The 22,597-nt window shown below is 72.9% G+C and carries 16 protein-coding genes; 4 read left to right on the top strand and 12 right to left on the bottom strand.

Annotated features, from left to right (window positions below; genetic code table 11):
• Positions 1-60: 60 nt before the first annotated feature.
• Together ABZ818_RS25120 and ABZ818_RS25115 are read right to left on the bottom strand one after the other, a co-directional pair.
• Positions 61-780, bottom strand: coding sequence for a response regulator transcription factor (locus ABZ818_RS25120; RefSeq protein WP_361418739.1), 720 nt, complete (start codon positions 778-780; stop codon positions 61-63).
• Positions 780-2,069, bottom strand: a complete 1,290-nt coding sequence (locus ABZ818_RS25115) for a PspC domain-containing protein (RefSeq protein ID WP_361418736.1) — start codon at positions 2,067-2,069, stop codon at positions 780-782. Before ABZ818_RS25115 ends, ABZ818_RS25120 begins: the two co-directional genes overlap by 1 nt.
• A gap of 223 nt (positions 2,070-2,292) precedes the next feature.
• Here ABZ818_RS25115 and ABZ818_RS25110 point away from each other — a divergent pair, with 223 nt between their 5' ends.
• Both ABZ818_RS25110 and ABZ818_RS25105 read left to right on the top strand, forming a co-directional pair.
• A complete protein-coding gene (locus ABZ818_RS25110) occupies positions 2,293-3,873 on the top strand; it encodes a PspC domain-containing protein (RefSeq protein ID WP_361418733.1) in 1,581 nt (526 codons plus the stop codon).
• Positions 3,860-4,099 carry a hypothetical protein gene (locus ABZ818_RS25105; protein WP_361418730.1) on the top strand — a complete coding sequence of 80 codons (240 nt, stop codon included), beginning with the start codon at positions 3,860-3,862 and terminating at the stop codon, positions 4,097-4,099. Before ABZ818_RS25110 ends, ABZ818_RS25105 begins: the two co-directional genes overlap by 14 nt.
• Before the next feature lie 25 nt (positions 4,100-4,124).
• On the opposite strand, the gene ABZ818_RS25100 is transcribed toward ABZ818_RS25105, so the two are convergent.
• The 3 genes from ABZ818_RS25100 to ABZ818_RS25090 all read right to left on the bottom strand — a co-directional run bounded on the left by ABZ818_RS25100 (position 4,125) and on the right by ABZ818_RS25090 (position 7,163).
• A complete protein-coding gene (locus tag ABZ818_RS25100; RefSeq protein WP_361418727.1) occupies positions 4,125-4,652 on the bottom strand; it encodes a DoxX family membrane protein in 528 nt (175 codons plus the stop codon).
• Positions 4,653-4,897: 245 nt separating this feature from the next.
• Positions 4,898-6,169, bottom strand: coding sequence for a hypothetical protein (locus tag ABZ818_RS25095; RefSeq protein WP_361418724.1), 1,272 nt, complete (start codon positions 6,167-6,169; stop codon positions 4,898-4,900).
• 193 nt (positions 6,170-6,362) lie between these two features.
• Complete coding sequence (locus ABZ818_RS25090; protein WP_361418721.1) at positions 6,363-7,163, bottom strand: class II aldolase/adducin family protein; 801 nt, start codon at positions 7,161-7,163, stop codon at positions 6,363-6,365.
• A gap of 175 nt (positions 7,164-7,338) precedes the next feature.
• On the opposite strand from ABZ818_RS25090, the gene ABZ818_RS25085 reads away from it, so the two are divergent.
• Positions 7,339-7,812: a pyridoxamine 5'-phosphate oxidase family protein gene (locus ABZ818_RS25085; protein ID WP_361418718.1), complete on the top strand. Its 474-nt coding sequence runs from the start codon at positions 7,339-7,341 to the stop codon at positions 7,810-7,812.
• Between the two features lie 12 nt (positions 7,813-7,824).
• Here ABZ818_RS25085 and guaA read toward each other — a convergent pair whose 3' ends face one another.
• On the bottom strand, positions 7,825-9,405 hold the full coding sequence (guaA, locus tag ABZ818_RS25080) for a glutamine-hydrolyzing GMP synthase (protein WP_361418716.1): 1,581 nt from the start codon (positions 9,403-9,405) through the stop codon (positions 7,825-7,827).
• A 378-nt stretch (positions 9,406-9,783) separates the two neighbouring features.
• On the opposite strand from guaA, the gene ABZ818_RS25075 reads away from it, so the two are divergent.
• A complete protein-coding gene (locus ABZ818_RS25075) occupies positions 9,784-10,095 on the top strand; it encodes a chorismate mutase (RefSeq protein WP_361418713.1) in 312 nt (103 codons plus the stop codon).
• Between the two features lie 739 nt (positions 10,096-10,834).
• Here ABZ818_RS25075 and ABZ818_RS25070 read toward each other — a convergent pair.
• From ABZ818_RS25070 to ABZ818_RS25045, 6 genes are all read right to left on the bottom strand, one after another.
• The gene (locus ABZ818_RS25070; protein WP_361418710.1) at positions 10,835-12,628 is read right to left on the bottom strand and encodes a GMC family oxidoreductase; all 1,794 of its coding nucleotides are present in this window, start codon (positions 12,626-12,628) and stop codon (positions 10,835-10,837) included.
• Between the two features lie 29 nt (positions 12,629-12,657).
• The gene (locus ABZ818_RS25065) at positions 12,658-14,271 is read right to left on the bottom strand and encodes a succinic semialdehyde dehydrogenase (RefSeq protein WP_361418707.1); all 1,614 of its coding nucleotides are present in this window, start codon (positions 14,269-14,271) and stop codon (positions 12,658-12,660) included.
• A 124-nt stretch (positions 14,272-14,395) separates the two neighbouring features.
• A complete protein-coding gene (locus ABZ818_RS25060; RefSeq protein ID WP_361418704.1) occupies positions 14,396-16,108 on the bottom strand; it encodes a serine/threonine-protein kinase in 1,713 nt (570 codons plus the stop codon).
• 69 nt (positions 16,109-16,177) lie between these two features.
• A complete protein-coding gene (locus tag ABZ818_RS25055) occupies positions 16,178-17,836 on the bottom strand; it encodes a protein kinase (RefSeq protein ID WP_361418701.1) in 1,659 nt (552 codons plus the stop codon).
• A 74-nt stretch (positions 17,837-17,910) separates the two neighbouring features.
• Entirely contained in the window at positions 17,911-19,539 is a 1,629-nt protein-coding gene (locus tag ABZ818_RS25050) for a protein kinase (RefSeq protein WP_361418792.1), read from the bottom strand.
• A 160-nt stretch (positions 19,540-19,699) separates the two neighbouring features.
• Complete coding sequence (locus ABZ818_RS25045) at positions 19,700-22,450, bottom strand: protein kinase (RefSeq protein ID WP_361418698.1); 2,751 nt, start codon at positions 22,448-22,450, stop codon at positions 19,700-19,702.
• Positions 22,451-22,597: the final 147 nt, after the last annotated feature.

Genomic DNA, 22,597 nt, shown 5'->3' with positions numbered 1-22,597 from the left:
CCCCCGCGGTGACGTGCCGTCGCTGGACGGCACGATCGCGGAGGCGTGCCTACCGGTAGGTCACACCAGCCGGCGTGCCGTCGCCCAGCGGGTCAGCTCGTGTCGGTTGGAGAGCTGGAGCTTCCTCAGCACCGCGGAGACGTGGGACTCCACCGTCTTGACGGAGATGAAGAGCTGCTTGGCGATCTCCTTGTACGCGTAGCCGCGGGCGATGAGGCGCAGCACCTCCCGCTCTCGCTGGGTGAGGCGGTCGAGGTCCTCGTCGACCGGCGGGGCGTCGGTCGAGGCGAAGGCGTCGAGGACGAAGCCGGCCAGGCGCGGGGAGAAGACGGCGTCGCCCTCCTGGACCCGGAAGATCGAGTCGACGAGGTCGGTGCCCGTGATCGTCTTCGTCACATAGCCGCGCGCTCCGCCGCGGATCACGCCGATCACATCCTCCGCCGCGTCCGATACGGACAGCGCGAGGAAGCGGACGGGCCGCTCGGCGTCGGTGGTCAGGGCGGCGCAGCGCCGCAGCACCTCCACTCCGCCGCCGCCGGGCAGGTGGACGTCGAGCAGGACCACCTCGGGCCGGGTCGCGGTGATGACCGTGACCGCCTGGTCGACGTCCGCGGCCTCGCCGACGACCTCCACGCCCGTCTGCTCGGTCTGGCCGATCTCGGCCTGGACCCCGGTGCGGAACATGCGGTGGTCGTCGACGAGGACCACGCGCACGTGCCGCCCGCCCGCCCCCGTCGTCTCCGCTCCCGCCGTACCGTTCGTCTCGGTCGGGTCGCTCATCACGTGTTCTCCGCCCTCTCCATCTCCAGCTCGACCTCCGTGCCGCCGTCCGGCACGGCCCGCAGCCGGGCCGTCCCCCCGTTGCGCTCCATACGGCCGATGATCGATTCTCTGACGCCCATCCGGTCGTCGGGTATCGCGTCGAGGTCGAAGCCGGGTCCGCGGTCCCGGACGGACACGAAGACCGTCCTGCCCTCGACCTCGGCGTAGACCTGGACGGCGCCGCCCTCGCCACCGTACTTGGCGGCGTTCACCATGGCTTCCCGCGCGGCCTGCATCTGGGCGCCGATCCGGTCGTCGAGCGGGCAGTCGCCGACCGCGACCACCTCTATGGGAACGCCGTGCTTGTCCTCGACCTCGGCGGCGTTGCGCTTGACCGCCTCGGCGAGGGTGGCCGGCTCGTCGGCCTCGTCCTTGCCGTTGCCCTCCGGCTTGTAGAGCCAGGCGCGCAGGTCGCGCTCCTGGGCCCGGGCGAGGCGGCGCACCTCGCCCGCGTTCTCCGCGTTGCGCTGGATCAGGGTCAGGGTGTGCAGCACCGAGTCGTGGACGTGGGCGGCGACCTCGGCCCGCTCCTGGGCGCGGATGCGCATCAGACGCTCCTCGGAGAGGTCCTGGGTCATGCGCACGAGGTAGGGGCCGGCGAGCAGGGTTATGCCGACCAGGACGGCGAGGGCCGCCTGGAGGACCGAGCCGAGATGGGCGGCCGACCCCTGCATCACGAAGATGGCCGAGACCCCGGCCGTGACCAGCAGGACGCCCGCGCCGGCGCGGGCCAGGGTGAGCGTACGGCGGCGGCGGCCGACCTCGACCCAGCGGGCCCGGCGGGCGTTGTCCGCCTGGCGCCAGACCAGGGCGACGCCCGCGGCGACGAGGACGGCCGGCAGGAGGTAGGCCTTCGCGCCGGTGCCCGGATTGACGCTGCCGACGAAGACCATCGCCACGACGACCATGAGGAGCAGGGCGACGATCTGGCCCTTGTCCGGCTTGCGGGCGACGATTCTGCGGCGGCCGTCCGGCGAGGTCTCGGTGGTGACGAGGGACGGCGGCTTCTGGTCGCCGACGCCGCCGACGCCGAGGGGCACGAAGAACCAGAAGGCCGCGTACACCAGCGCGCCGAGCCCGTCGGCCATGAACAGGCCGACGAAGACGAGCCGCACCCAGACCACGGGCAGCCCGAGGTGCCCGGCGAGGCCCCGCGCCACTCCGCCGAGCCAGCGTCCGTCGCTGCTGCGGTAGAGCTTGCGCGGCGGCCGCGGGGCGTCGAGGGGCACTGCTGCGGCTTCCGGCATGCCACTGATGGTCACACGCCCGGCGGTGCGGGGACATCAGGGTCCGCCCCCTAGACTCCCCTGATCTTCGAATCCGCTCTGCGAAAAGGCTCTTCGAAAAGGCCCCGGGTCGCGGCCCGACGGCCTGTCGAACGTATCCCCGGCCACGGCTCAGGGGCGAATCAGGGTTCGCCCAGGGTCGTCCCGGCTCCCGTCACGACCGCACGCCCGTCACCATGGACGCATGACGAATCACCAGCACGCCGCGAGGGGTCCGGAACCCGGCTCCGGCCCGGGCCCGTCCCCGGGCACCGGGCCGCGGGACGCCGTGCCCGGCGCGGGTGCGGGTGAACAGCCGCGGGCACCCGGGCAGCCGGGCGCGCCGCACGCGGACGGACGGCCGGGCTCGGCCGACGGGATGGGAGGGGAGAGCGTGACGGGCACGACGGGGGCGTCCGAACACCGGGACCCGGCCGCCGGGCCGGAGACCGGGACGGCGGGAGCCGGCACCGCTGCCGGGGCGCGCGCCGAGGCCGATACCGGAGCGGGCGTTACCGACGGGGTGACGAAGTTCCGGCGGGACCGGACGCACAGGGTGATAGGCGGCGTCTGCGCCGGTCTGGGGCGGCAGTGCGACATGGATCCGGTGATCTTCCGGATCACGCTGGCCGTGCTGGCCGCGACCGGCGGCATAGGCCTCATCTTCTACGGCTTCGCCTGGCTCTTCGTGCCGTACGACGAGGAGGAGGAGAACGAGGTGCGCAAGCTCCTCACCGGCCGGGTGGACGGACCGGCTCTCGCGGCCGTGCTGTTCGCGCTGGTCGGCTGCGGGGTCTTCCTGTCCATGCTGGGCAACGGCAGCGTGCTGTCCTTCGGCGTCGTCCTGTCCCTGCTCCTCGCCGGCGCCGGGTACTGGTCGCAGCACCGCGGCGCCCCCGGCCCGGACCCGCTGGCCGCCCAGGCAGCAGCCGACGCCCCGCCGGAGGCCAAGGCACCGCCGGTGCCCGCGATCTACCCCTCCTGGTGGCGCGACCCGATCGTCAAGGACGGCACCCACGTCGGCGGCACGGGCTATCTGTGGGGTCCCCGCGACTCGCACGGCCGGGACGTCGCCGCGGCTGTCAACATCGGCCTCGGCGCGCATGCCGGCGAGTACACCCGTCCGGTGCGCACCGAGCCGCCCCGCCCCCGCGGCCCGCGCGGGATCGGCGGCTGGGTCTTCCTGCTGGCCCTGCTCGCCGGCACCCTCGGCACCCGCCTGACCTGGAACGGCGACGCCTTGGGCACCAGCCTCCAAGCCGGTCTCGCCTGCGCGCTCGCGGTCTTCGGCCTGGGCATGGTGGTGAGCGCGTTCCTGGGCCGGACGGGCTTCGGTTCGATACTGCTGGCGCTGGTCACCGCGGCCCTCCTCGGCACTTCCGCGGCGCTTCCGAAGGACGTCACCACGCAGTGGGGGCACCAGACCTGGCAGCCCGCCGCGACGGCGGGCGTCCGGCCCGAGTACCACCTCGGCACCGGGGAGGGCACCTTGGACCTGACCCGGATACGCCCCGGCAAGGGAGCGACGGTGACGACGAAGGCTCAGGTGGGCGTGGGCCGGCTGCGGGTGATCGTGCCGGCGGGCGTGATCGTGCGGGTGAACATCGAGGTGGGGATCGGCGACATCCGGCTGCCGGGCGACACCTCACAGGACGTGGACGTGGCGCCCGGCCGGCACCAGAAGATCACGCTGCCCGCGCCCGCGGGCGGCAAGGACGCCGGGACCCTGGACATCAAGCTCCAGGTCGGCATGGGACAGGCGGAGGTGAGCCGTGCTGCGCCATGAGTTCCAGCCGGGGAAGCTGGTGTCCGGTGTCTTCCTCACCGGCGCGGGAGTGGTCTACGCGGGCGACGCGGCCGGTGCCTGGCAGGCCCCGTGGTTCCTGCTGGCCCCGATGGTCGTCGGCGGCCTGTGCCTGGGAGGCGCGGCGGCGGTGGTGAACAGGGCCGTGCGCAGGCGCCGGGACGCCCGCGCGGCCCTCGGCGGGACGGGTACGGGTGGAACGGGCTGAGCTGCCGGTACTCCCCCGTGCCGAACTATCGGTACTCCCCCGCCCGTCGCCGCCGCCGTACCCGCAGCGCGGCGTCGACGGAGAGCATCGAGGCGCCGGCGAGGACGAGGGGCAGCCAGGCCATCAGATAGATGAGGTCGTTGCCGTAGTAGTAGGGGGTGGTGGCCCAGCTGACCGTGAGCCACAGGCTGAGGGAGATCAGCACGCCGCCGAGCGCGGCCAGGCGGCCCAGCAGACCGAGGAGCGTGCCGAGGCCGACGGCCAGTTCGGCGAAGGCGATGCCGTAGCCGAAGCCGACCGGGTTCTTCAGGGCCAGGTCGACCAGGGCCGGGATGGCGGAGGAGTCGCGGACCGCGCGCATCGTCTCGCCGATCGACCCGGGGCCGGTGTCCTGCATGAAGCCGCTGGAGGTGAGCTTGTCCAGTCCGGCGTAAATAAAGGTGACGCCCAGGAAGATGCGGAGGGGCAGGAGGGCATATCGGCCCGCTGTGTCCCGCCGGCTTGGGCTCAGATCGGCATGCATGGGTCGGGTGTCCGTACGAACCTGGGTCATCGCTGCGAGCCGCCTCTCACCGCTGTCGTATGTGCCCCTCAATCGACCATACGTACGCGGGGCGGGACCCGCTCAACCCCAGGGGGATGTTTTTCCGGTTTCCGCGTGACTTCGGCTCATGCGTCCCAAGGCGTCGGGGTGCTGACGGCCCTCCACAAATCCATCCGCACCCGATCCGCCGGAGGTGTCATCCGCCGCCAATCCGGCACTCCGGCACTCCGGCACTCCGGCACTCCGGCATTCTGTTACTCCGTCACGTCGATCGTGTACCGGTTCGTCTCCACGCCCGCCGCCGTCACCACCTGCACCTCGACCCGGCCCGGCTCCACGTCCGCCGGGACGGGCACGGTCAGTGCCGTGTCCGTGGGATTGCTGAAGCCGCCCGTGACCGGGACGAGGGGCACGTGCACGTTGACCGCGCCGATGCGGACCCTCATACGGGCCAGCCGGTCGGCCCCCTGCGCACCCGGCGGGACGAACCCGGCGCCCCGGATCTCGATGTCGTCGCCCGTCCGGATCGGCGCGTCCAGGTCACCGGCCTCCCGGGCCCGGACCACCGACAGGACGACAGGACGGCCGCCGTCGGCGTACTTGCCCGCCAGGTAGGTCGCCGCCGACACCAGCACCACCACCGCCAGCCCCCACGGCAGGTCGGGCAGTTGGTCGGGGCGCCGGGCCAGCCGCACCGCCGCGAACGCCAGCGCGACGGCGCTGATCACCACGTACTGGATGTCCGTGAAGGCGCCCCGTCCCGAGTCGTCGGTCAGCAGGTCGGCCGCCCGCGGCCGGTCCGCGCGCACCTTCTGGATGCGCTGCCCCAGCACCCGCAGTCCGACCACCCGCCGTACGAGGACCGCGATCCCGCACACCACGGCGAGTACCGTGACCACACCGGCGCCGCGCGCCAGGTCCAGCCCGGAGATCAGCGCGTCGCGCTCGGTGTGGTTCGAGGCCGCAGCGAGCCGGCCCGCCAGCACCAGCACCGCGTACGCCACGAACAGCACCCACCCCGCGGCCACCGCGCGGGAGGTGGACAGCCGGTTGTCCTCGCCGATGACCGGAGCGAGTGCCCCGCCGCGCCCCCGGTGGAGCCAGGACGCGGCCGTCAGCGCCCCGGCCACCAGGACGGCCGCCAGCAGTCCCGCCGTCCGCGCGGAGCTCCAGCCCGCGCCGACCGCCGTCAACGCCTGCCCCAGAAGCAGCAGTACGACCGCCGACCACACCGTGTACGCCGTCCAGCGCCACAGCCGTGCCAGCCAGGCCTCACCCTCGGCCCGCCCCCGCTCGGCGACGAGTTCCGCGGACTGCGTCAGTTCCTCCGAGACCCACTGCCGGGAGGCCGACGCCGAGTGCGCCACGGCCACCGGGAGTCCCCGGCCCGCGGCGAACTCGTCCCGCTTGAGAAGGAACGCGGCAACGGCCTGCCGGTGTCCCGCACGCGCCCCGTGCGGGCAGTCCCCGCAGGTGCAGCCGCCCCCGTGGGCGCCCACGCCGCCTCTCGCCTCCTGCACCGCCACGCCCGACGCCCGCCTTCCCCGGATCCCGCGGCCCGGCCGCGGCAACAACACCCCTACGCAGAAGGCGAATTGTGCCCTATACCGCCCCGCCCGCGTTCGCCAGGTCCGGTCAGCGTGGGTGAAGCCTGGAACACGGCGTTGACCCGTTGGCGGGAATCTCCGTATGGGCGAGATGTCCGGCGTGCCGAAGGGCTCAGGTCAGCAGGTCGGGTTCGCCGCGGCTGATGTCCTGCCACAGGGGCTGGTAGTTGATCCACGCCACCAGGTCGCCGCCGAGTTGCTCCCGGGTCGCCACCGCCAGTTCGTGGTCGATCAGGACCGGCCGGCCCGCCGCCCGGGCGGTCAGCTGCACCTGGCAGGAGCGTTCCATGGCCAGGAACCACCAGGCGGCGGCGTCCACCGAGTCGCCGACCGTCAGCAGCCCGTGGTTGCGCAGCACCAGCGCCTTGCGCGAGCCCAGCGCGGCCGCGATCCGGCGGCCCTCCTCCGCGTCGACGGCGACGCCGGTGTAGGAGCCGTAGACGGCGTGGTCCTCGTAGAAGGCGCAGCTCTCCTGGGTGATCGGGTCCAGCAGGTCACCGAGCGCCGCCAGGGCGCGGCCGTGCACGGAGTGGCAGTGGGCGACGGCGACGACGTCCGGGCGGGCGGCGTGGACCTGGGCGTGCACGGTGAACGCTGCCTGGTTGACGTGGTGTCGGCCCTCGAGCACCTGCCCGTCCTGATTGGTGAGCACCAGGTCGCTCACGGTGACGTGCTTGAACGGCATCCCGAAGGGATTGACCCAGAAGCAGTCGCTGAACTCGGGGTCGCGCGCGGTGATGTGGCCGGAGACGCCGTCCTCGAGGCCGTACCGGCCGAAGATCCGCAGGGCGCCCGCGAGCCGCTCCTTGCGGTACCGCCGTTCGTCGTCCACCGACTCGTGCATCGGCGGCATCGCGAACAGCAGCCTCTCGGTGGGCAGGGGCGGGGGCGGGGTGGGGGTGGGGCCGTGCATGGGACCTCCGTCGCTGGATCGACGACGTACGGGCGGGAAGCTACCGCCGAACGGGCCGGGATACGAGCGCGGTGAGGTGAAGATGCCCGGCAGCACACCGGCTCCGCCGTCGAACGCCGCCGAAGGCCTCCGAATCCCGACAGGGGATGTCGGGTATCGGCGCCACACTCGGGGCATGGCGACGAACTGGGCGGCCTTTGCCGCGGCGGAACCCGACCTGGCCACGACCGTCGAGCAGCGGTTCAGGGCGTTCCCGCACCACGTCCTGGTGACTCTGCGCGCGGACGGCTCCCCGCGCACCGCGGGGCTGGAGGTGCGCTTCCTGAACGGCGAGTTGTGGCTCGGCATGATGCCGGGCTCGCTCAAGGCGCTCGATCTGCGCCGGGATCCGAGGTTCGCGCTTCAGGCGAACCCGGGGCCGGACACCGCGATGGCCGGAGGTGACGCGCGGATCTCCGGGCGGGCGGTCGAGGTGGAGGACCCCGAGGTGAAGGGCGCGTACGTGAAAGAGGTGGAACCGCCGCAGCCGTTCCACCTCTTCCGCACCGAGTTGACGGAGGTCGTACGGACCTGCGTCGAGGACGACACGTTCCTGGTCGTCCAGGTCTGGAAGCCCGGAGAGCCGGTGCGGACTCTCAGGCGGACGTGAACCGGAGCGGGCTCACTCCCACTCGATGGTGCCCGGCGGCTTCGAGGTCACGTCGAGGACCACGCGGTTGACGTCCCGGACCTCGTTGGTGATGCGGGTCGAGATCTTCGACAGCACGTCGTGGGGCAGCCGCGACCAGTCGGCGGTCATGGCGTCCTCGCTGGAGACCGGGCGCAGCACGATCGGGTGGCCGTACGTGCGGCCGTCGCCCTGGACGCCGACGCTGCGGACATCCGCGAGCAGGACCACCGGGCACTGCCAGATGTCACGGTCGAGGCCGGCCGCCGTCAGCTCCTCGCGGGCGATGGCGTCGGCCTCGCGCAGCAGGTCCAGGCGCTCCTTGGTGACCTCGCCGACGATCCGGATGCCGAGGCCGGGGCCCGGGAAGGGCTGGCGCTGGACGATCTCGTCCGGCAGGCCGAGCTCCTGGCCGACCATGCGGACCTCGTCCTTGAACAGCTGACGCAGCGGCTCGATCAGCTTGAACTCGAGGTCCTCGGGCAGGCCGCCGACGTTGTGGTGCGACTTGATGTTCGCGGTGCCGGTGCCGCCGCCGGACTCGACGACGTCCGGGTAGAGGGTGCCCTGGACGAGGAACTCCACGGCCGGGCCCTCGTCCGCGATGATCTCCGCCTGGGCCTGCTCGAAGACGCGGATGAACTCGCGGCCGATGATCTTCCGCTTCTCCTCGGGGTCGTTGACCCCTTTGAGGGCGGTGAGGAAGCGCTCCTCGGCGTCCACGACCTTCAGCTGCACGCCGGTCGCGGCCACGAAGTCCTTCTCGACCTGCTCGGTCTCGCCCTTGCGCATCAGGCCGTGGTCGACGTAGACGCAGGTCAGCTGGGAGCCGATGGCCTTCTGCACGAGTGCGGCGGCGACCGCGGAGTCCACGCCCCCGGACAGCCCGCAGATCGCCCGCTTGTCGCCGACCAGTTCGCGGATGGCGGCGATCTGCTCGTCGATCACGTTGCCGGTGGTCCAGTTCGGCTTGAGGCCGGCACCGCGGTAGAGGAAGTGCTCCAGGACCTGCTGGCCGTGCGTGGAGTGCATGACCTCCGGGTGGTACTGGACGCCGTACAGCTTCTTCTCGTCGTTCTCGAACGCGGCGACCGGGACGACGTCCGTGGAGGCCGTGACCGAGAAGCCCTCGGGGGCTGCGGAGCAGGCGTCGCCGTGCGACATCCACACGTCCTGATCGGCCGGGGTGCCCTCGAAGAGGGTCGAGGAGGGCTTGGAGACGGCCAGTCCGGTACGGCCGTACTCGCGGGCTCCGGAGTTGTCCACGGTGCCGCCGAGGACCTGCGCCATCAGCTGGAAGCCGTAGCACATGCCGAAGACGGGCACGCCGGACTCGAAGATCGCGCGGTCGAGGCGGGGGGCGCCCTCTTCGTACACCGAGGAGGGGCCGCCGGAGAGGATGATCGCCGCCGGGTTCTTGGCGAGCATCTCCTGAACCGGCATGGAGCTCGGCACGATCTCGCTGTAGACCCGCGCCTCGCGGACACGACGGGCGATGAGCTGGGCGTACTGCGCACCGAAGTCGACGACCAGGACGGTGTCGGGGGCGGCGGCAGCGGGGGTCGCTGATGACACGGGGTGCCTTCCGGCGGTCGGGGGGTCCTTGTGTCTGTCGATTCTACCGACGTGGTCGCGGTGCCTCCCCCCGCCGCCTCGGCGACCGCCGCCCAGGGCATCCCGCCCCGGGCATCCCGTCCAGGGCCCGTCCACCGTCCGTCTCATCAGGTGAACCGTGTTGGAGGTCGCGGGCAGGCGAGGCATACTGGCAGCATGCTCGCGCAGACGACTTTCGTGTTTACCTATGGCACCCGGCCCACCGGCTGCCATGGTCGTGCTGCTTGAGCAACTGACAAGCGACTTCCCAGGCGCCCCGGGCCGACAAGGTCCGGGGCGCCTGGCGTTGTGGTCCTTGTCATCCGGGGCACCGCACCCGACCAGCGAGGAGCCCCCGCCATGACCGCCACCGCAGCACAGCCCCAGATTTCGGCAGCAACCCCCGCGAGCGCCGCCCGCACCGACGAGGCCACGAACGTGATCACCGGCGCCCGGGAGCGCGTCGACACCCTCGACGACCGGATCATCGGCCTGATCCAGGAACGGATGGCCGTATCCGCCGTGATCCAGGAGACCCGGATCGCCTCCGGGGGCCGACGGGTGAACCTCTCCCGCGAGATGGAGATCCTGGGCCACTACAGGGACGCCCTGGGCAAGCCGGGCACGACCCTGGCGATGACCTTGCTGGAGCTGTGCCGGGGCAGGATCTGACCCCCACGCCGCCGCCCTCCCCACCCGCCCCCGCTCTCGTGTGACACCGCTCTCACCCGTACGGCGCGTGACCGCCGCGCGGCCCGCCTCGTTGTCCCGGTGTCCGTGCCAGCCAGGGGCGGGCCCGAAAGAACCACGCGTGGATCTCCGGAGCGATGAGGCGCGCGGATCATGCCGCGCGTCGTGGGACCTCGCTCCAGGGAAGTGACCGGACGGCAGGGGACAGCAGCCCGGTCACCCAGATAAACGGCCGGCTCCGGGGACGCCCGGGGCCGGCCGGCGGAACAGAAAAACACACAAGGCCGGACCAAAGGGTTGCGGACGCCAGGTTCGTCCAGCACGACGCCCACACAGGTCCCAGCTCCGAACTCCCGCGCGGACGGCAGCGCCGTGGTGCGCCGCCCGACCGCCAGAGGTCGGGACCAGGTGCGCACCCCCCGTGCGCCGGGGCGCACGACGACGCATCACGAGGCGCGGAGGGCACACGACAGCGACAGGCGGCGCAATCCCCGGCGCCGCCCTGACGTCGGTGCTGACGAGAAGGGCCCCGCGACCCAAGGCCGCGGGGCCCTTCGCCTGCGCGCTCGCGGACACGGACCTCCGGGAATGTGATGCAGGACACACAGGAATCCTGCCGACCGGTGCGCAACCTTTGACGGTCCCCCCGGGTCACATCAGCAGACGGAGGAGGACCTGTGCCAGGAGGGGGGTGCAGGTCCTCTCTCTTGCCCGGGCCTGTTCACCGACGCCGTTGCTCCTTCCTCGGCGGCACCGACGGAATCCCCAGGAACGGCAGCCGCAGCGCGCCGAAGGCGTGCGCCGGGACCGCCGGTTGCCGTGGCTCCACCGGCCGCAGACGTTCGTAGGCCGCGCCCTGCGGCGGGCGCGGGTCGGTCTCGCCCTCGTTGGGCCAGTACGACATCGCCCGCTCGGCCTGGGCGGTGATGGTCAGCGACGGGTTCACCCCCAGGTTCGCCGAGACCGCGGCGCCGTCGACGACCGAGATACCGGGGTGGCCGTAGAGGCGGTGGTACGGGTCGATGACGCCGGTCTCGCGCGAGGAGCCGATCGGGCAGCCGCCGAGGAAGTGCGCGGTGAGGGGGGTGCCCATCAGCTCGCCCACGTTGGACCCGGCGAAGCCGTTGATCTCGGCGGCGAGCGCGGTGGCGCCCTCCGTGGCGGCCCTGATCTGCTTGGGGTTGGGCGCGCCGTGCCCCTGGCGGGCCGTGAGGAGCCCCTTGCCCATGCCGTCCGGTTTCAGGTACGTGGTCAGGGAGTTGTCCAGGGACTGCATCACCAGGCCGATGATGGTCCGCTCCGACCAGCGGCGGTTGGACAGGGAGCGCAGGACCAGCAGGGGATGGCGGGCGGCGTTGGCAAGCCAGGCCGCCGCCCTGGACGAGCCCTCGGCGTAAGGGACCTGGAGGATCGACAGGCCGCCCATCGAGTTGGAGCCCTTGCCGTAGCGGACCGGCTCGATGTGGGTGTTCTCGTCCGGGTGGATGGAGGACGTGATGGCGACTCCGCGGGTGAAGTCCGCCTTCGGCTCCCCGGTCGCCTTCCGGTAGCGCCGGTCGTCGGTCTGGGCGCCCACCAGAGCCTCGGAGTTGGTGCGGGTCAGCTCGCCCAGCCGGGGCGAGAGGTGGGGCAGCCGGCCGCTCTCCTTCATGCGGTGCAGCAGCGTCTGGGTGCCGTAGGTGCCGGCCGCCAGGACCAGCCTGCGTGCCGTGAACAGGCGGCCCGCGCCCTTCTTCTTGTCGTCGGTGGGGAGCGTGGCGACCGCGTAGCCGCCGCGTGAGTCGTCCGTGACCGACACGACCGTCGTCATGGGGTGGACCACCGCGCCCGCCTTCTCGGCGAGGTACAGGTAGTTCTCGTTCAGGGTGTTCTTGGCGCCGTGCCGGCAGCCCGTCATGCACTCGCCGCACTCGGTGCAGGCCTTGCGGTCCGGTCCGGCCCCGCCGAAGTAGGGGTCCGCGACCCGTTCGCCCGCCTTCGCCGTCGTCGCGCCGTCGGCGTCCTCGCCGTCGCCGAAGAACACCCCGACCGGCGCCATGTGGAAGGTGTCGCCGACGCCCATCCGCTGTGCGACGGCCTTCAGATGGACGTCGGAGGGGGTCGTCGTCGGGTTGAGCCGCACGCCGAGCATGCGCCGCGCCTGGTCGTAGTACGGCGCCAACTCGTCCTGCCAGTCGGTGATGTCCCGCCACTGGGGGTCGTCGAAGAAGGGTTTCGGCGGTATGTAGAGCGTGTTGGCGTAGTTCAGGGAGCCGCCGCCGACACCCGCGCCGGCCAGCACCATGACGTTGCCGAGCAGGTGGATGCGCTGGATCCCGTACATGCCGAGCTTCGGGGCCCACAGGTAGTTCTTCAGGTCCCAGGAGTTCTTCGGCAGTGTCTCGCGGGTGAAGCGGCGGCCCGCCTCCAGAACACCCACGCGGTAGCCCTTCTCGGTCAGGCGGAGCGCGGAGACCGATCCGCCGAACCCCGACCCCACGACGATGACGTCGTAGTCGTAGCCGTCTTGAGACACGTGCTCTCCTTGTCGGGAACGGGGTGCCGCTAGCGGAAACGGCACGCCTTCATCAGCCTCAGGCTGCGGCTCATGAACGCCGCGTACCGCTCGTCGTCCATGCCGAGCGACGGGGCCATGGGCAGCAGCCGCTGGTGGGCCAGGGTCTGGGCCTCGGTGTACTTGAGGATGCCCTCGGAGCCGTGCCGGCGGCCGAGCCCCGAGTCCTTCATGCCGCCCATCGGCGACTGGACGCTGCCGTAGGCGGGGGCGTAGCCCTCGTTGATGTTGACCGTGCCGGTACGCAGCCGGGCGGCGACCTCGCGGCCGCGGCGGGCGTCCTTCGTCCAGACGGACGAGTTCAGGCCGTACGGAGTGGAGTTGGCGCGCTCGATCGCCTCGTCGTCGCTCGTGAAGCGGTAGACGGAGACGACCGGGCCGAAGGTCTCCTCCGTGCACACGGCCATCGGGGCCTCGACGCCGTCGAGGATGGTGGGCTCGAAGAAGTACGGGCCGATGTCCGGGCGGGCGACGCCCCCGGCCACCACCTTGGCGCCCTTGGCGACGGCCTCCTCCACGTGGCGGGTGACGGTCGCCAGTTGCCGCTCACCGACCAGCGAGCCCATGTCGGCGCCGTACGCCAGGGACGTGCCGAGCCGCATCGCCCGAGTACGGGCGGCGAACCGCTCGACGAACGCGTCCGCGACCGCCTCGTGGACGTACAACCGCTCGATGGAGATGCACAGTTGGCCGGCGGAGGAGAAGCAGGCGCGGACCGCTCCGGCCGCCGCCTTCTCGATGTCGGCGTCCTGGAGCACCAGCATGGCGTTCTTGCCGCCGAGTTCGAGGGAGACGCCGACCAGGCGGGCGGCGGCGCTCTGGGCGACCTCGCGTCCGGTGCGGGTGGAGCCGGTGAAGGAGACGTAGTCGGCGTGCTTGACGACCTCGGGGCCGACGACCGGGCCCTCGCCGATGACGACCTGGAACACCTCGGCGGGCAGCCCGGCCTCGACGAGCAGGTCGCGGGCCCACAGCGCGGTCAGGCAGGTCTCGGTGTCGGGCTTCATCACCACCGCGTTGCCCGCGACGAAGGCGGGCAGCGCGTCGCCGACGGACAGCTCCAGGGGGTAGTTCCACGGGGCGATCTGGCCCACCACCCCGCGCGGGTGGCGCAGTTCGGTGACGCGCGTGAGGGTGGGGATGGCGCCCGTGTGCCGCTTGGGCTTGAGGTAGGCGACGGCGCGGCGGCCGTAGTGCCGGGCGGCGACGGTGACGGCCTGGACCTCCTCGTGCGCGTGCAGGCGGGCCTTGCCGGTCTCCAGCTGGATCAGGTCCAGGACCTCGGCCTGGCGGGCGAGCACCAGGTCGTGGAAGCGGAGCAGGACGGCCGCGCGCTGCCGTACCGGAACCCGCGCCCACACCGCCTGTGCGGCGCGGGCCCGTTCGTAGGCACCGGCCACGTCCTCGGGGGTGGACTCGGGCAGGTCGGCGAGCTTGTCGCCGGTGAACGGCGTGTGGTTGGCGGTCCGGCCGGATCCGGCGACGCCCTTGGTGAGCCGGGCGACCAGCTCGGGGGTCACCACGTCGGCGGCGGTACGGGCCCCCTCGGGGGCGGGGGCCTGGGGATTGGTGCCGGTCTTCGCCGGGGCCTGCGCGTCCGTCATGACGCGCAGGGTATGCCGGTCGGGCTGCTTTGTGTACCCGTCAGTAATAGGGATTCACGGGATTCACCGAGCGCTCACAGCGCGCCAGTGATCACTGGCATCGAATGCGCTGATCAGGACGTTGTCACAGGAGATCGAGGTCCAGGTTGGCGATCGCGGCGCGCGCCACCTCACGCCCGCGTTCGGTGAAGTCGCCCTTGCCCGGGTAGCCGATGGTGAGCTTGTACAGGTCGCCCTCGGCGGTCGTGTAGTAGAACATCCGCACCTCGCGCGGCATCGGGTGCGTGCTGTCGTTGGTGGTGTAGACGATCGTGTTCTCGGCGGCCTTCCTGTCCTGGTACGTCGAATCCTTCGGGTGGGTCGTCGGGTTCTCGGGCATGCCGAGTTCGTAGTTGCCGGACTGTTTGTAGGTGCCGTTGTCGTCGTACATCTGGGCGGCCGCGGAGTCCTTGATGGAGCGCTCCGGTTCCTCGGACTTCCTCAGCAGGCGCAACCCGACCGTGATGCTGCCGCTCCAGTCGCTGTAGGTCACCCAGTGCTTCTTGTCGTTCTTCCGGTCCGGTACCTGCCTCTGATAGTCCTTCGGCACGGCGATCGTCGCGGCGACGTCCTTCTCCTGATGGGTCGCCCAGCCCTCGGGCAGCGGGCCCGCGAACGGACGGGCGATCAGGATGTACGCCGTCACCGCGGCCGCGACGACCGCCGCGCCGAGCCCGAGCCACGCCCCGCGCCCGAGCCGGAGGCCGCGCGGCCCGCCGGGAGCGCCCCCGGCGTACCGCACCACCCGCGTGGCTGCCGGGGCGGGTGGCGCGGCGGCCGCCTCCAGCAGGGCACGGACCCGGAAGGCGGGCGGCCGGTGCGCCGGGTCCTTGTGCAGCAGACCGGTGACGGCCTCGGCGAGCGGGCCTCGCGCGGCGGCCGGCGGGGCGGGTGTGGCGTTGAGGACCGACTGGAGAGTGGCCGGGGTGTTGCTGCGGCGGAACGGGGAGACGCCCTCGGTGGCCGCGTACAGGACCACGCCGAGCGACCACAGGTCGGAGGCCGGGCCGGGGCGCTGCCCCAGCACCCGTTCCGGCGCGATGTACTCGGGTGAGCCGACGAAGCCGCCGGTGTCGGTCAGGCTGGTCTCGCCCTCGATCTGGGCGATGCCGAAGTCGGTGAGGACGATCCTCTCGTGCCGGCCGAGCAGGATGTTGTCCGGTTTGACGTCCCGGTGCAGGATGCCCGCGGCGTGCGCGGCCTCGAGCGCGCCGAGCACCTCCAGGCCCATCCGGGCCGCCTCGCGGGCGTCCAGGGTGCCTTCCTGGAGCGCGGCGCCGAGCGAGCGGCCCTGCACCAGCTCCATCACGATCCACGGCTGCTCGTCGACGACGGCCACGTCGTGGACGTTGACGACCGCGGGGTGGTCGAGCCGGGCGGCGGCGCGGGCCTCGCGGCGCATGCGCTCGAAGGTGTTGGCACGTTCCCGTTCGGGAAGGTGGTCGGGAACGCTGGGCTCCTTGACGGCGACCTCGCGGTCCATCGTCTCGTCCTTGGCCCGCCACACGGTCCCCATGCCGCCGTGCCCGAGCTTGGCGAGCAGCCGGTAGCGCCCGCCGATCAGCCGACCGGCGCCGGGATCCTGCGGCTGCTCGGGTGCGGTGCCGTGCGGCTGCCCGGGTGAGGTGCCGTGCGACTGTCCGGGTGAGGTGTCCTGCGGCTGCCCTTCCCCGCCGCCCGGTGCGGGCGCGGCGTACCCGTTGTGCGGATGGAGCACCCGTCCCTGTGTGTCCGGCGGTTGCAAGGCGAAAGTCGTCGGATCGTCGGCCCCGTGCTGGGCACCCCCGTGGTTGCTCATGGGTCCATCCATATCGCGACCGCCTCCGCCGACTCCAGCAGGCGGCGTATCCGGTCACCGACCCGTGACCTACCGTGCGTGGAAACTGCCGACCGCGACGTCGAACTGCTCCTTGGCCTCGCCCACCCTGCCGACCGGTGCCGACACCCATACGTCGTACATCCGCCCGTCCTGCTCCCAGCACAGGTCGTAGGTGTGCCGCGGGCCCTCCGCCGCGCTGAAGCCGTCCCAGGTGAACTCCCACAGGGCGGCCGGGTGTCCGCGGTGGGTGGTGGCGGTGACCCGGCCGTCGTGGTAGCCGGGGTTGGTGTCCGGTCCCGCGGCGTCCGCGCGGCGCATCACCGCGAGCGGGCCCCCGCTTCCCGGCTCGGTGACCTTGATGCCGAGGCGTAAGGCCTCCCCGGGCGACACGTAGAAGATCCGTTCGCCCTGCGGCTCGCGGGTGAAGCCGTCCGGTACGGCGACGGAGAAGCCGGCCGCGTCGTGGACCAGGTGGTAGCCCGAGGGCGCGGTGGTGCCGTCGACGGCGGGCGGGGCGGCACGGGTGACGGTGACCGTGGAGACCGGGACGGGGAGCGAACCGGGCGGCGAGCTGGGCGGTGCTGACGGCGTGGTCGACGGGGAGGGGGTGCCGGACGGGGTGCCCGCGGAGGTGTTCGGAGCCGAACTCGTCGGCGTACCACTGCCGTTGTCGCCGCCCTGCATCAGCAGCGCCACGGCGGACACGCCCGCCCCGGCCGTGGCGGCCACCAGCAGCGCGGCGATCAGCACGTTCCGGGTGGGGTACCGGGCGGAAGCCGGGGAGGTGGGGGCCGTCGGCGCCGGCCCGGGCGCGTGGGGCGCGACGGGCACGCCGCGCTGCGTCGGCGCGCAGGGGACCGGCGGCTCCGGTGTGCGGCCCGACTCCAGGAAGGCGCGTAGCATCCGCTCCGCCTCGGCCGCCGCCAGCCGCCGGTCCGGATCGCGCTCCAGCAGCCCGCGTACGACGGGCAGGATCGGCGCGGCCTGCTCAGGCGGCCGGATCTCGTCGAAGACGACCGCGTGCAGGATGCCGCCCAGCGAGTCGCGCCGGAACGGAGACTCGCCGCTCAGGGCGGTGCACAGCAGCGCGCCGAGCGACCACAGGTCGGACTCCGGCCCGGTCCTGGCCCCGGACATCCGCTCCGGCGCGGTGTACTCCGGCGAGCCGACGAAGGACCCGGTCTCGGTGAGCGTGGTCGCGCCGGCCATCCGCGCGATGCCGAAGTCGGTGAGCACGATCCGGTCGGTGCCCGGCTCCACCAGGACGTTGGCCGGCTTGATGTCCCGGTGCAGGACACCGGCGGCGTGCGCCGTGCGCAGCGCGCTCAGCAGGGCGACGCCGATGCGTGCGCCCTCGGCGGCGTCCACCGGGCCGCGCGCGGCGATCCGGTCGGCCAGCGAGCCGCCGTCGATCAACTCCATGACGATGTAAGGGCGTTCGCCCTCGACGACGACGTCGTGCACGACGACGATGTGCGGGTGCCGCAACTGGGCGACCGCGCGGGCCTCGCGCAGAGTGCGCTCCCGCTGGAGAGCGGCCTCCTCGGCGGACAGGGTCTCGTCGAACGCGAGTTCCTTGACCGCGACCCGCCGTTCGAGGAGTTGGTCGGTCGCCCGCCAGACGATGCCCATGCCCCCGCGTCCGAGCCTCGCCTCCAGGCGGTAACGGCCCGCGATGACACGGAAGTCGTCCCCCTCGATCCCCATACGCCCCATCATGCCGCATCGCCCGGCCGCCCTCCGGGACGTCGACCGGCCAACGACGCGGCCCCCGGCGGGGGTCAGCCGGCGGTCGGCTGCCAGCCCCGGAGCACGGCCTGGAACTGCTGCCGCGTCCGCGTCCAGTCCTCCTCCGGCGCGGACATGTAGATCGCGTACTCGACGCCGTCGCGGGAGAAGTACGTCTCCTCGATGGCGTGGCGCGGGCCGGGGAACGGCGTGTCCTTCGCCAGGGCCGTCCAGCTGTACTCCCACAGGGAGCCCGGGCAGTCGCGGTAGGTGTTCGGCTCCAGGCTCAGCCGCCGGTAGTCGACCAGCCTCTGGAGCCGCTGCTCCAGGTCGAGTTGGTGCTCGTGGCCGGTGGAGAAGTCCGGCGTGTCGTCCACGGCGACGCGGATGAAGTGCTTGCCGCCGTCGGGGGTGTAGTCGACCTGGTGGGTCGCCTCGTCGAACACCTGCCGCTGCCAGCTCCTGTCGGGCACGGCGATGCTGAAGCCGTAGGGGTCGCGGACGCGCACCCAGCCGTCCGGGAGACCGCCGGAACCGTCGGTGGTCGGGGAGGGCGTGGTGGTCTCCGGCGGCGGGGTCGACTGGGAGGTGCCGGAGTCCTGCCGCCGGTCCTGATCCCACTTCTGCAGCATCAGGGCGGTGCCGCCGCCGACGAGCGCGGCGAGCGCCACGACCAGGATCAGGGTGCGCAGGCGGCGCCTGGGTACCGGGGCCGGGTGGTGCTGCAGCGCGGGTCCGGCGGCCGTCGGCGGGGACACCGGGTACAGGGTGGTGGCCGGCGGCCACGACCCCTGGGCGGGGTGCGCGGCGGTCTCCGGGGGGAGGCCGGCCGCCTGCGTGGGCACGTACGCCTGCGCACTGCTCGGCCTGCGGCCCTCGGCCGCCTCGGCGAGCATCTGCTCGGCCTGCTCCGCCTGCGGCCGTTCGGCCGGGTCCTTGCGCAGCAGGGCGGTGATGACCGGGGCGAGCGGGCCGGCGTGCCGCGGCTCGCGCGGCTCCTCGTCGACGACCGCCTGCATGGTGCTCAGCGGCGAGGTGCGGCGGAACGGCGACAGGCCCTCCACCGCCGTGTAGAGCGTGGCACCCAGCGCCCACAGGTCGGAGGCCGGCCCCGGGTCGTGGCCGCGGATGCGCTCGGGGGCCAGGTAGTCGACCGAGCCGACGACCTCGCCGGTGCGGGTGATGGTGGTGTCGCCCTCTATCTGGGCTATGCCGAAGTCGGTGAGCAGGACGCGGCCGTCCTGGCCGAGGAGGACGTTGCCGGGCTTGACGTCGCGGTGCAGCACCCCGGCGGCGTGCGCGGCGCGCAGGGCGCGCAGCACCCATATGCCGATGCGAGCGGCCTCCGCCGGGTCCATGCGGTCCCGCTCCTTGAGCGCGTCCGCCAGCGAGCGGCCCTCGACCAGCTCCATCACGATCCACGGGCGGCCGTCGTGCTCCAGTACGTCGTGCACGGTCACGACGGCGGAGTGGTTGATCCGCGCCGCCGCGCGCGCCTCCGCCCGGGTGCGCGCCAGCAGGACCTCCCGGTCGCTCTCGGCGACGTAGAGCGCGGCGGTCAACTCCTTGATGGCGACGGCCCGGTGCAGCACCTCGTCGTGTGCGCGCCACACCCGGCCCATGCCGCCGCTGCCGATGGCGTCGGCGAGCCGGTAGCGGCCCGAGAGGAGCAGGCCCTGCATCTGATTCACGTTTCCCCGCAGTGGTCTTGACAGGCTCAGGGTATGGACCAGCACGCCTGCTGGGAACCGGCGGGGCCCCAGGAAGGCCTCACTGTGACGGTTGTCGCTCCCCGGAGTGTGCGGTTCGGGCGGTTCCGGCGGTTCGGACGGTTACGGCCGTTCAGCCGGTGTACCGGTACGTCGCCGAAGCCTGCTCGTACAGCGTGGTCACCCGGTCCCGCTGGGCCTCGGGCCCCCGTACCTGCACCACGTGGTACTTACCGTCGATCAGGGTGGCCAGGTTGCGCACGTACAGCTGCCGTCCGCTCGCGTCCGTCCAGGTGAACTGCCCCTCGGCCATGGTCCGTCCGCCGACCTGGGTGGTCCGCAGGCCCGAGGAGGTGGCCCAGCTGGAGTCCCGGTAGGCCTGCAACTCGCGCTCCTTCTCCCGCTGGTACGCCATCGGGTCGCTGCCGAACTCGGCCGCGGCGTCCCGTCCGGGCACCACGATCAGCTCGAACCCGCCCTGGGAGTAGATCACTTGGCCCATTCCATTGCCGGGGGTACGCGCCCAGTCCTTGGCTACGGCGACCTGGAAACCGGCCGGGTCCTTGCGCAGCGTGAAGCCGTCGGAGACGTCCGGCGCGGTCGTCTGCGCCTCGGCCGAACCGGCCGTCTTCGAAGGGCTGTCGTCCACCGCGGACGAGTTCTGGCCGGCTTGCGGGGCGCCGCTCCCGCCGTCGCCGCCCGAGTGCGTCGGGGCGGGGCTCGCCTCACCGGCCGTTCCGGTGCGGTCGCCGCCCGCCGCGCCGTCGCGGTCGGCCTTCGGCATGAACAGCATCGCGTAGGCGACGGCGGCCGCCATCAGAAGCAGGATGAGCAGGAGCAGCGTGCGGCCCAAGCGCCGCGGCGAACCGGTCTGCCGTTTGTGCCGTGCGTGTGTGGCGGGCAGCCCGGCGCGCCGCCTGCGCACCAGTTCGCCGCGGCGCCGTACGACGGGCAGCCTGCTGGGATCGGCGGGCGGGGCGGCGATGACGTGCGCGCCGGCCTCCGGCTCGGGCGCGGAGCGCACCAGCGAGCGCAGCCAGCCGCGCAGCTCCTCGAAGTCGAGGCGCTCGGTGGGGTCCTGACGCAGCAGCGACTCCACGACCGGACGCAGCGGCCCGCACTCCTCCGCGTACGCGGGCGGCTCGGCGCACACCATCTGCACCAGCTCGGCGGTCGACTCCTCCGGGTACGGCGCGTGGCCCTGCACGGCTCGGAAGAGCAGTGCCCCCAGCGCCCACAGGTCGGTCGCCGGGCCGATGGGCGCGGCCAGCTGCCAGTTCTCGTGCACGGGTCCGGCCTGCTCCGGTGCCCATCGCTCGGTCACCGGCCCCACCACGGCCATCCGCGCCTGCCGCGCCCGCTCGGCGGCCAGCGCGGTGGCGGACCCCCGCCGCACGGGACCGCCGACGGCGAGATCGCCCCAACGGACCGGTACGCGCCCGGCGTCATCCGCCGCGCCCGCACCAGGCTCGGCCCGGCCTTGTGCGGGCACCACGTACCCGGCGCCCGAAATGCCGTGACCGGCGGCCGGGCCGCCGTGGCCCGAGCCCGCGATGCCGTGGTCCGGTGCCGAGCCGGGGGTGGTTCCGGCGCCGAGGGCGGGCGGGGCTCCCAGTCCTGTGGTGCGGGCCGGATGCGGGCCGGGCTCGTCGTCGGTGGGGCGGTCGGGGGTCGCGGGTGGGAGCGCCGTGCTTGCTCCGGGGTATGGGGCGGTGCCGTTCCGGGTGGGGGCCTGGACGCCGTAGGGATCGGCGATCTGGCCCGGAGGGGTGGCGGTTCCGGCGGCCCGGGGCTCGCCCTCGACGGGTGTGCGGGCGCCGGGCAGTTCGGCGCGTGCGCTCTGCTGTGCCTCCTGCACCCGGGCGGCCGCCCGCGCGCCGGCGCGGTACGCGGCGATCGCCCCGGCCCGCGCCGCCCTGATGTCCCCGCCGGTCTGAGGCGTCCGCCGCGCGGGCGTGCCCGGCGCGCCGGGCCCGGCGTCGGGGCCCGGCAGCGGCCCGGCTGCCCTCGCCTCGATCGCGGCCCGCCGCGCGGCCTCGGGATCCGCCGGCGGAGTGCCGGCGGATCCCCCGAAACCACCCGAGCCGCCCCCGAAACCGCCGAAGCCGCCCGTGACCTCGGTGAATCCGCCGAAGCCCGCCCCGCCGGCCGCACCAGCCGAGGCACCGAGGGCCGTGGAACCGCCCGACGTGCCGGACACGCCGTCAGGATGGTCCTCGTCCCCGGTGTCCTGGACCGGGACCGGGTCGTACCCGCACAGGGCCTCCTCAGCCGCGCCGACCGCGAGGCCGGTCAGCATCACGCGGCCGTCGTCGCAGACGAGGACCGTGCGGGCGGTGATGTTGCGGTGCACCCAGCCATGGGCGTGCAGCACGCGCAGCGCCGTGAGGATGTCGGAGGCGACCTCGGCCGCCCGGTACGGCGTCAGCGGCTTCTCGGCGAGCAGTGCGGCCAGCGGCCGCGCGGCGACCAGTTCACTGACGACCCACAGCGAGCCGCCCTCCGCGAACACGTCGAAGACCTGGTCCAGCCGGGGATGGTCCGGGATCCGCGCCGCGGCCTGCGCGGCCTCGACCGCCCGCCGCACCGCCGGATCGGTGGGCCGCCGCGTCGCCTCACGCGCACCACGGGCATCGCCCGCCGTACGCCCGGTACAAGCCGGCTCCCGCCGGAAGGCTCCGTCGCGCGCGGTGAAACCGTCGGGCAGCCCGTCCGCGTCGAGCACCTCGGCCTCGACCACCTCCGGCAACGGCACCTGCCGGAGCAGGACTTCCTGCCCGCTGTAGGTGTCGAAGGCCCGGGTCTCGGTCAGTTCGTACTCGTCGGACGGAGGCAGCGGCAGGCGGTAGCGGTCGGCGAGAACCCGGCCCGCATAGTCGTCCACATTGCCTCCCCCGGCCGCACGGTCGGTCAATTTCGTTCGCCACGCGTCCCGTTCCCGATGCTTACGGTCCGCAACCACTCACGATACGTGCCGGAGGCAACCCGCAATGACGGGATGCGAGATCTCGCCGCGCCGAACCCGGAACCC

The sequence above is a fragment of the Streptomyces sp. NPDC047453 genome (assembly GCF_040643155.1).
Lineage (GTDB): Bacteria > Actinomycetota > Actinomycetes > Streptomycetales > Streptomycetaceae > Streptomyces.
Note: the sequence above shows the minus strand (reverse complement) of the source record. Positions and strands in the feature narration are given on the sequence as shown.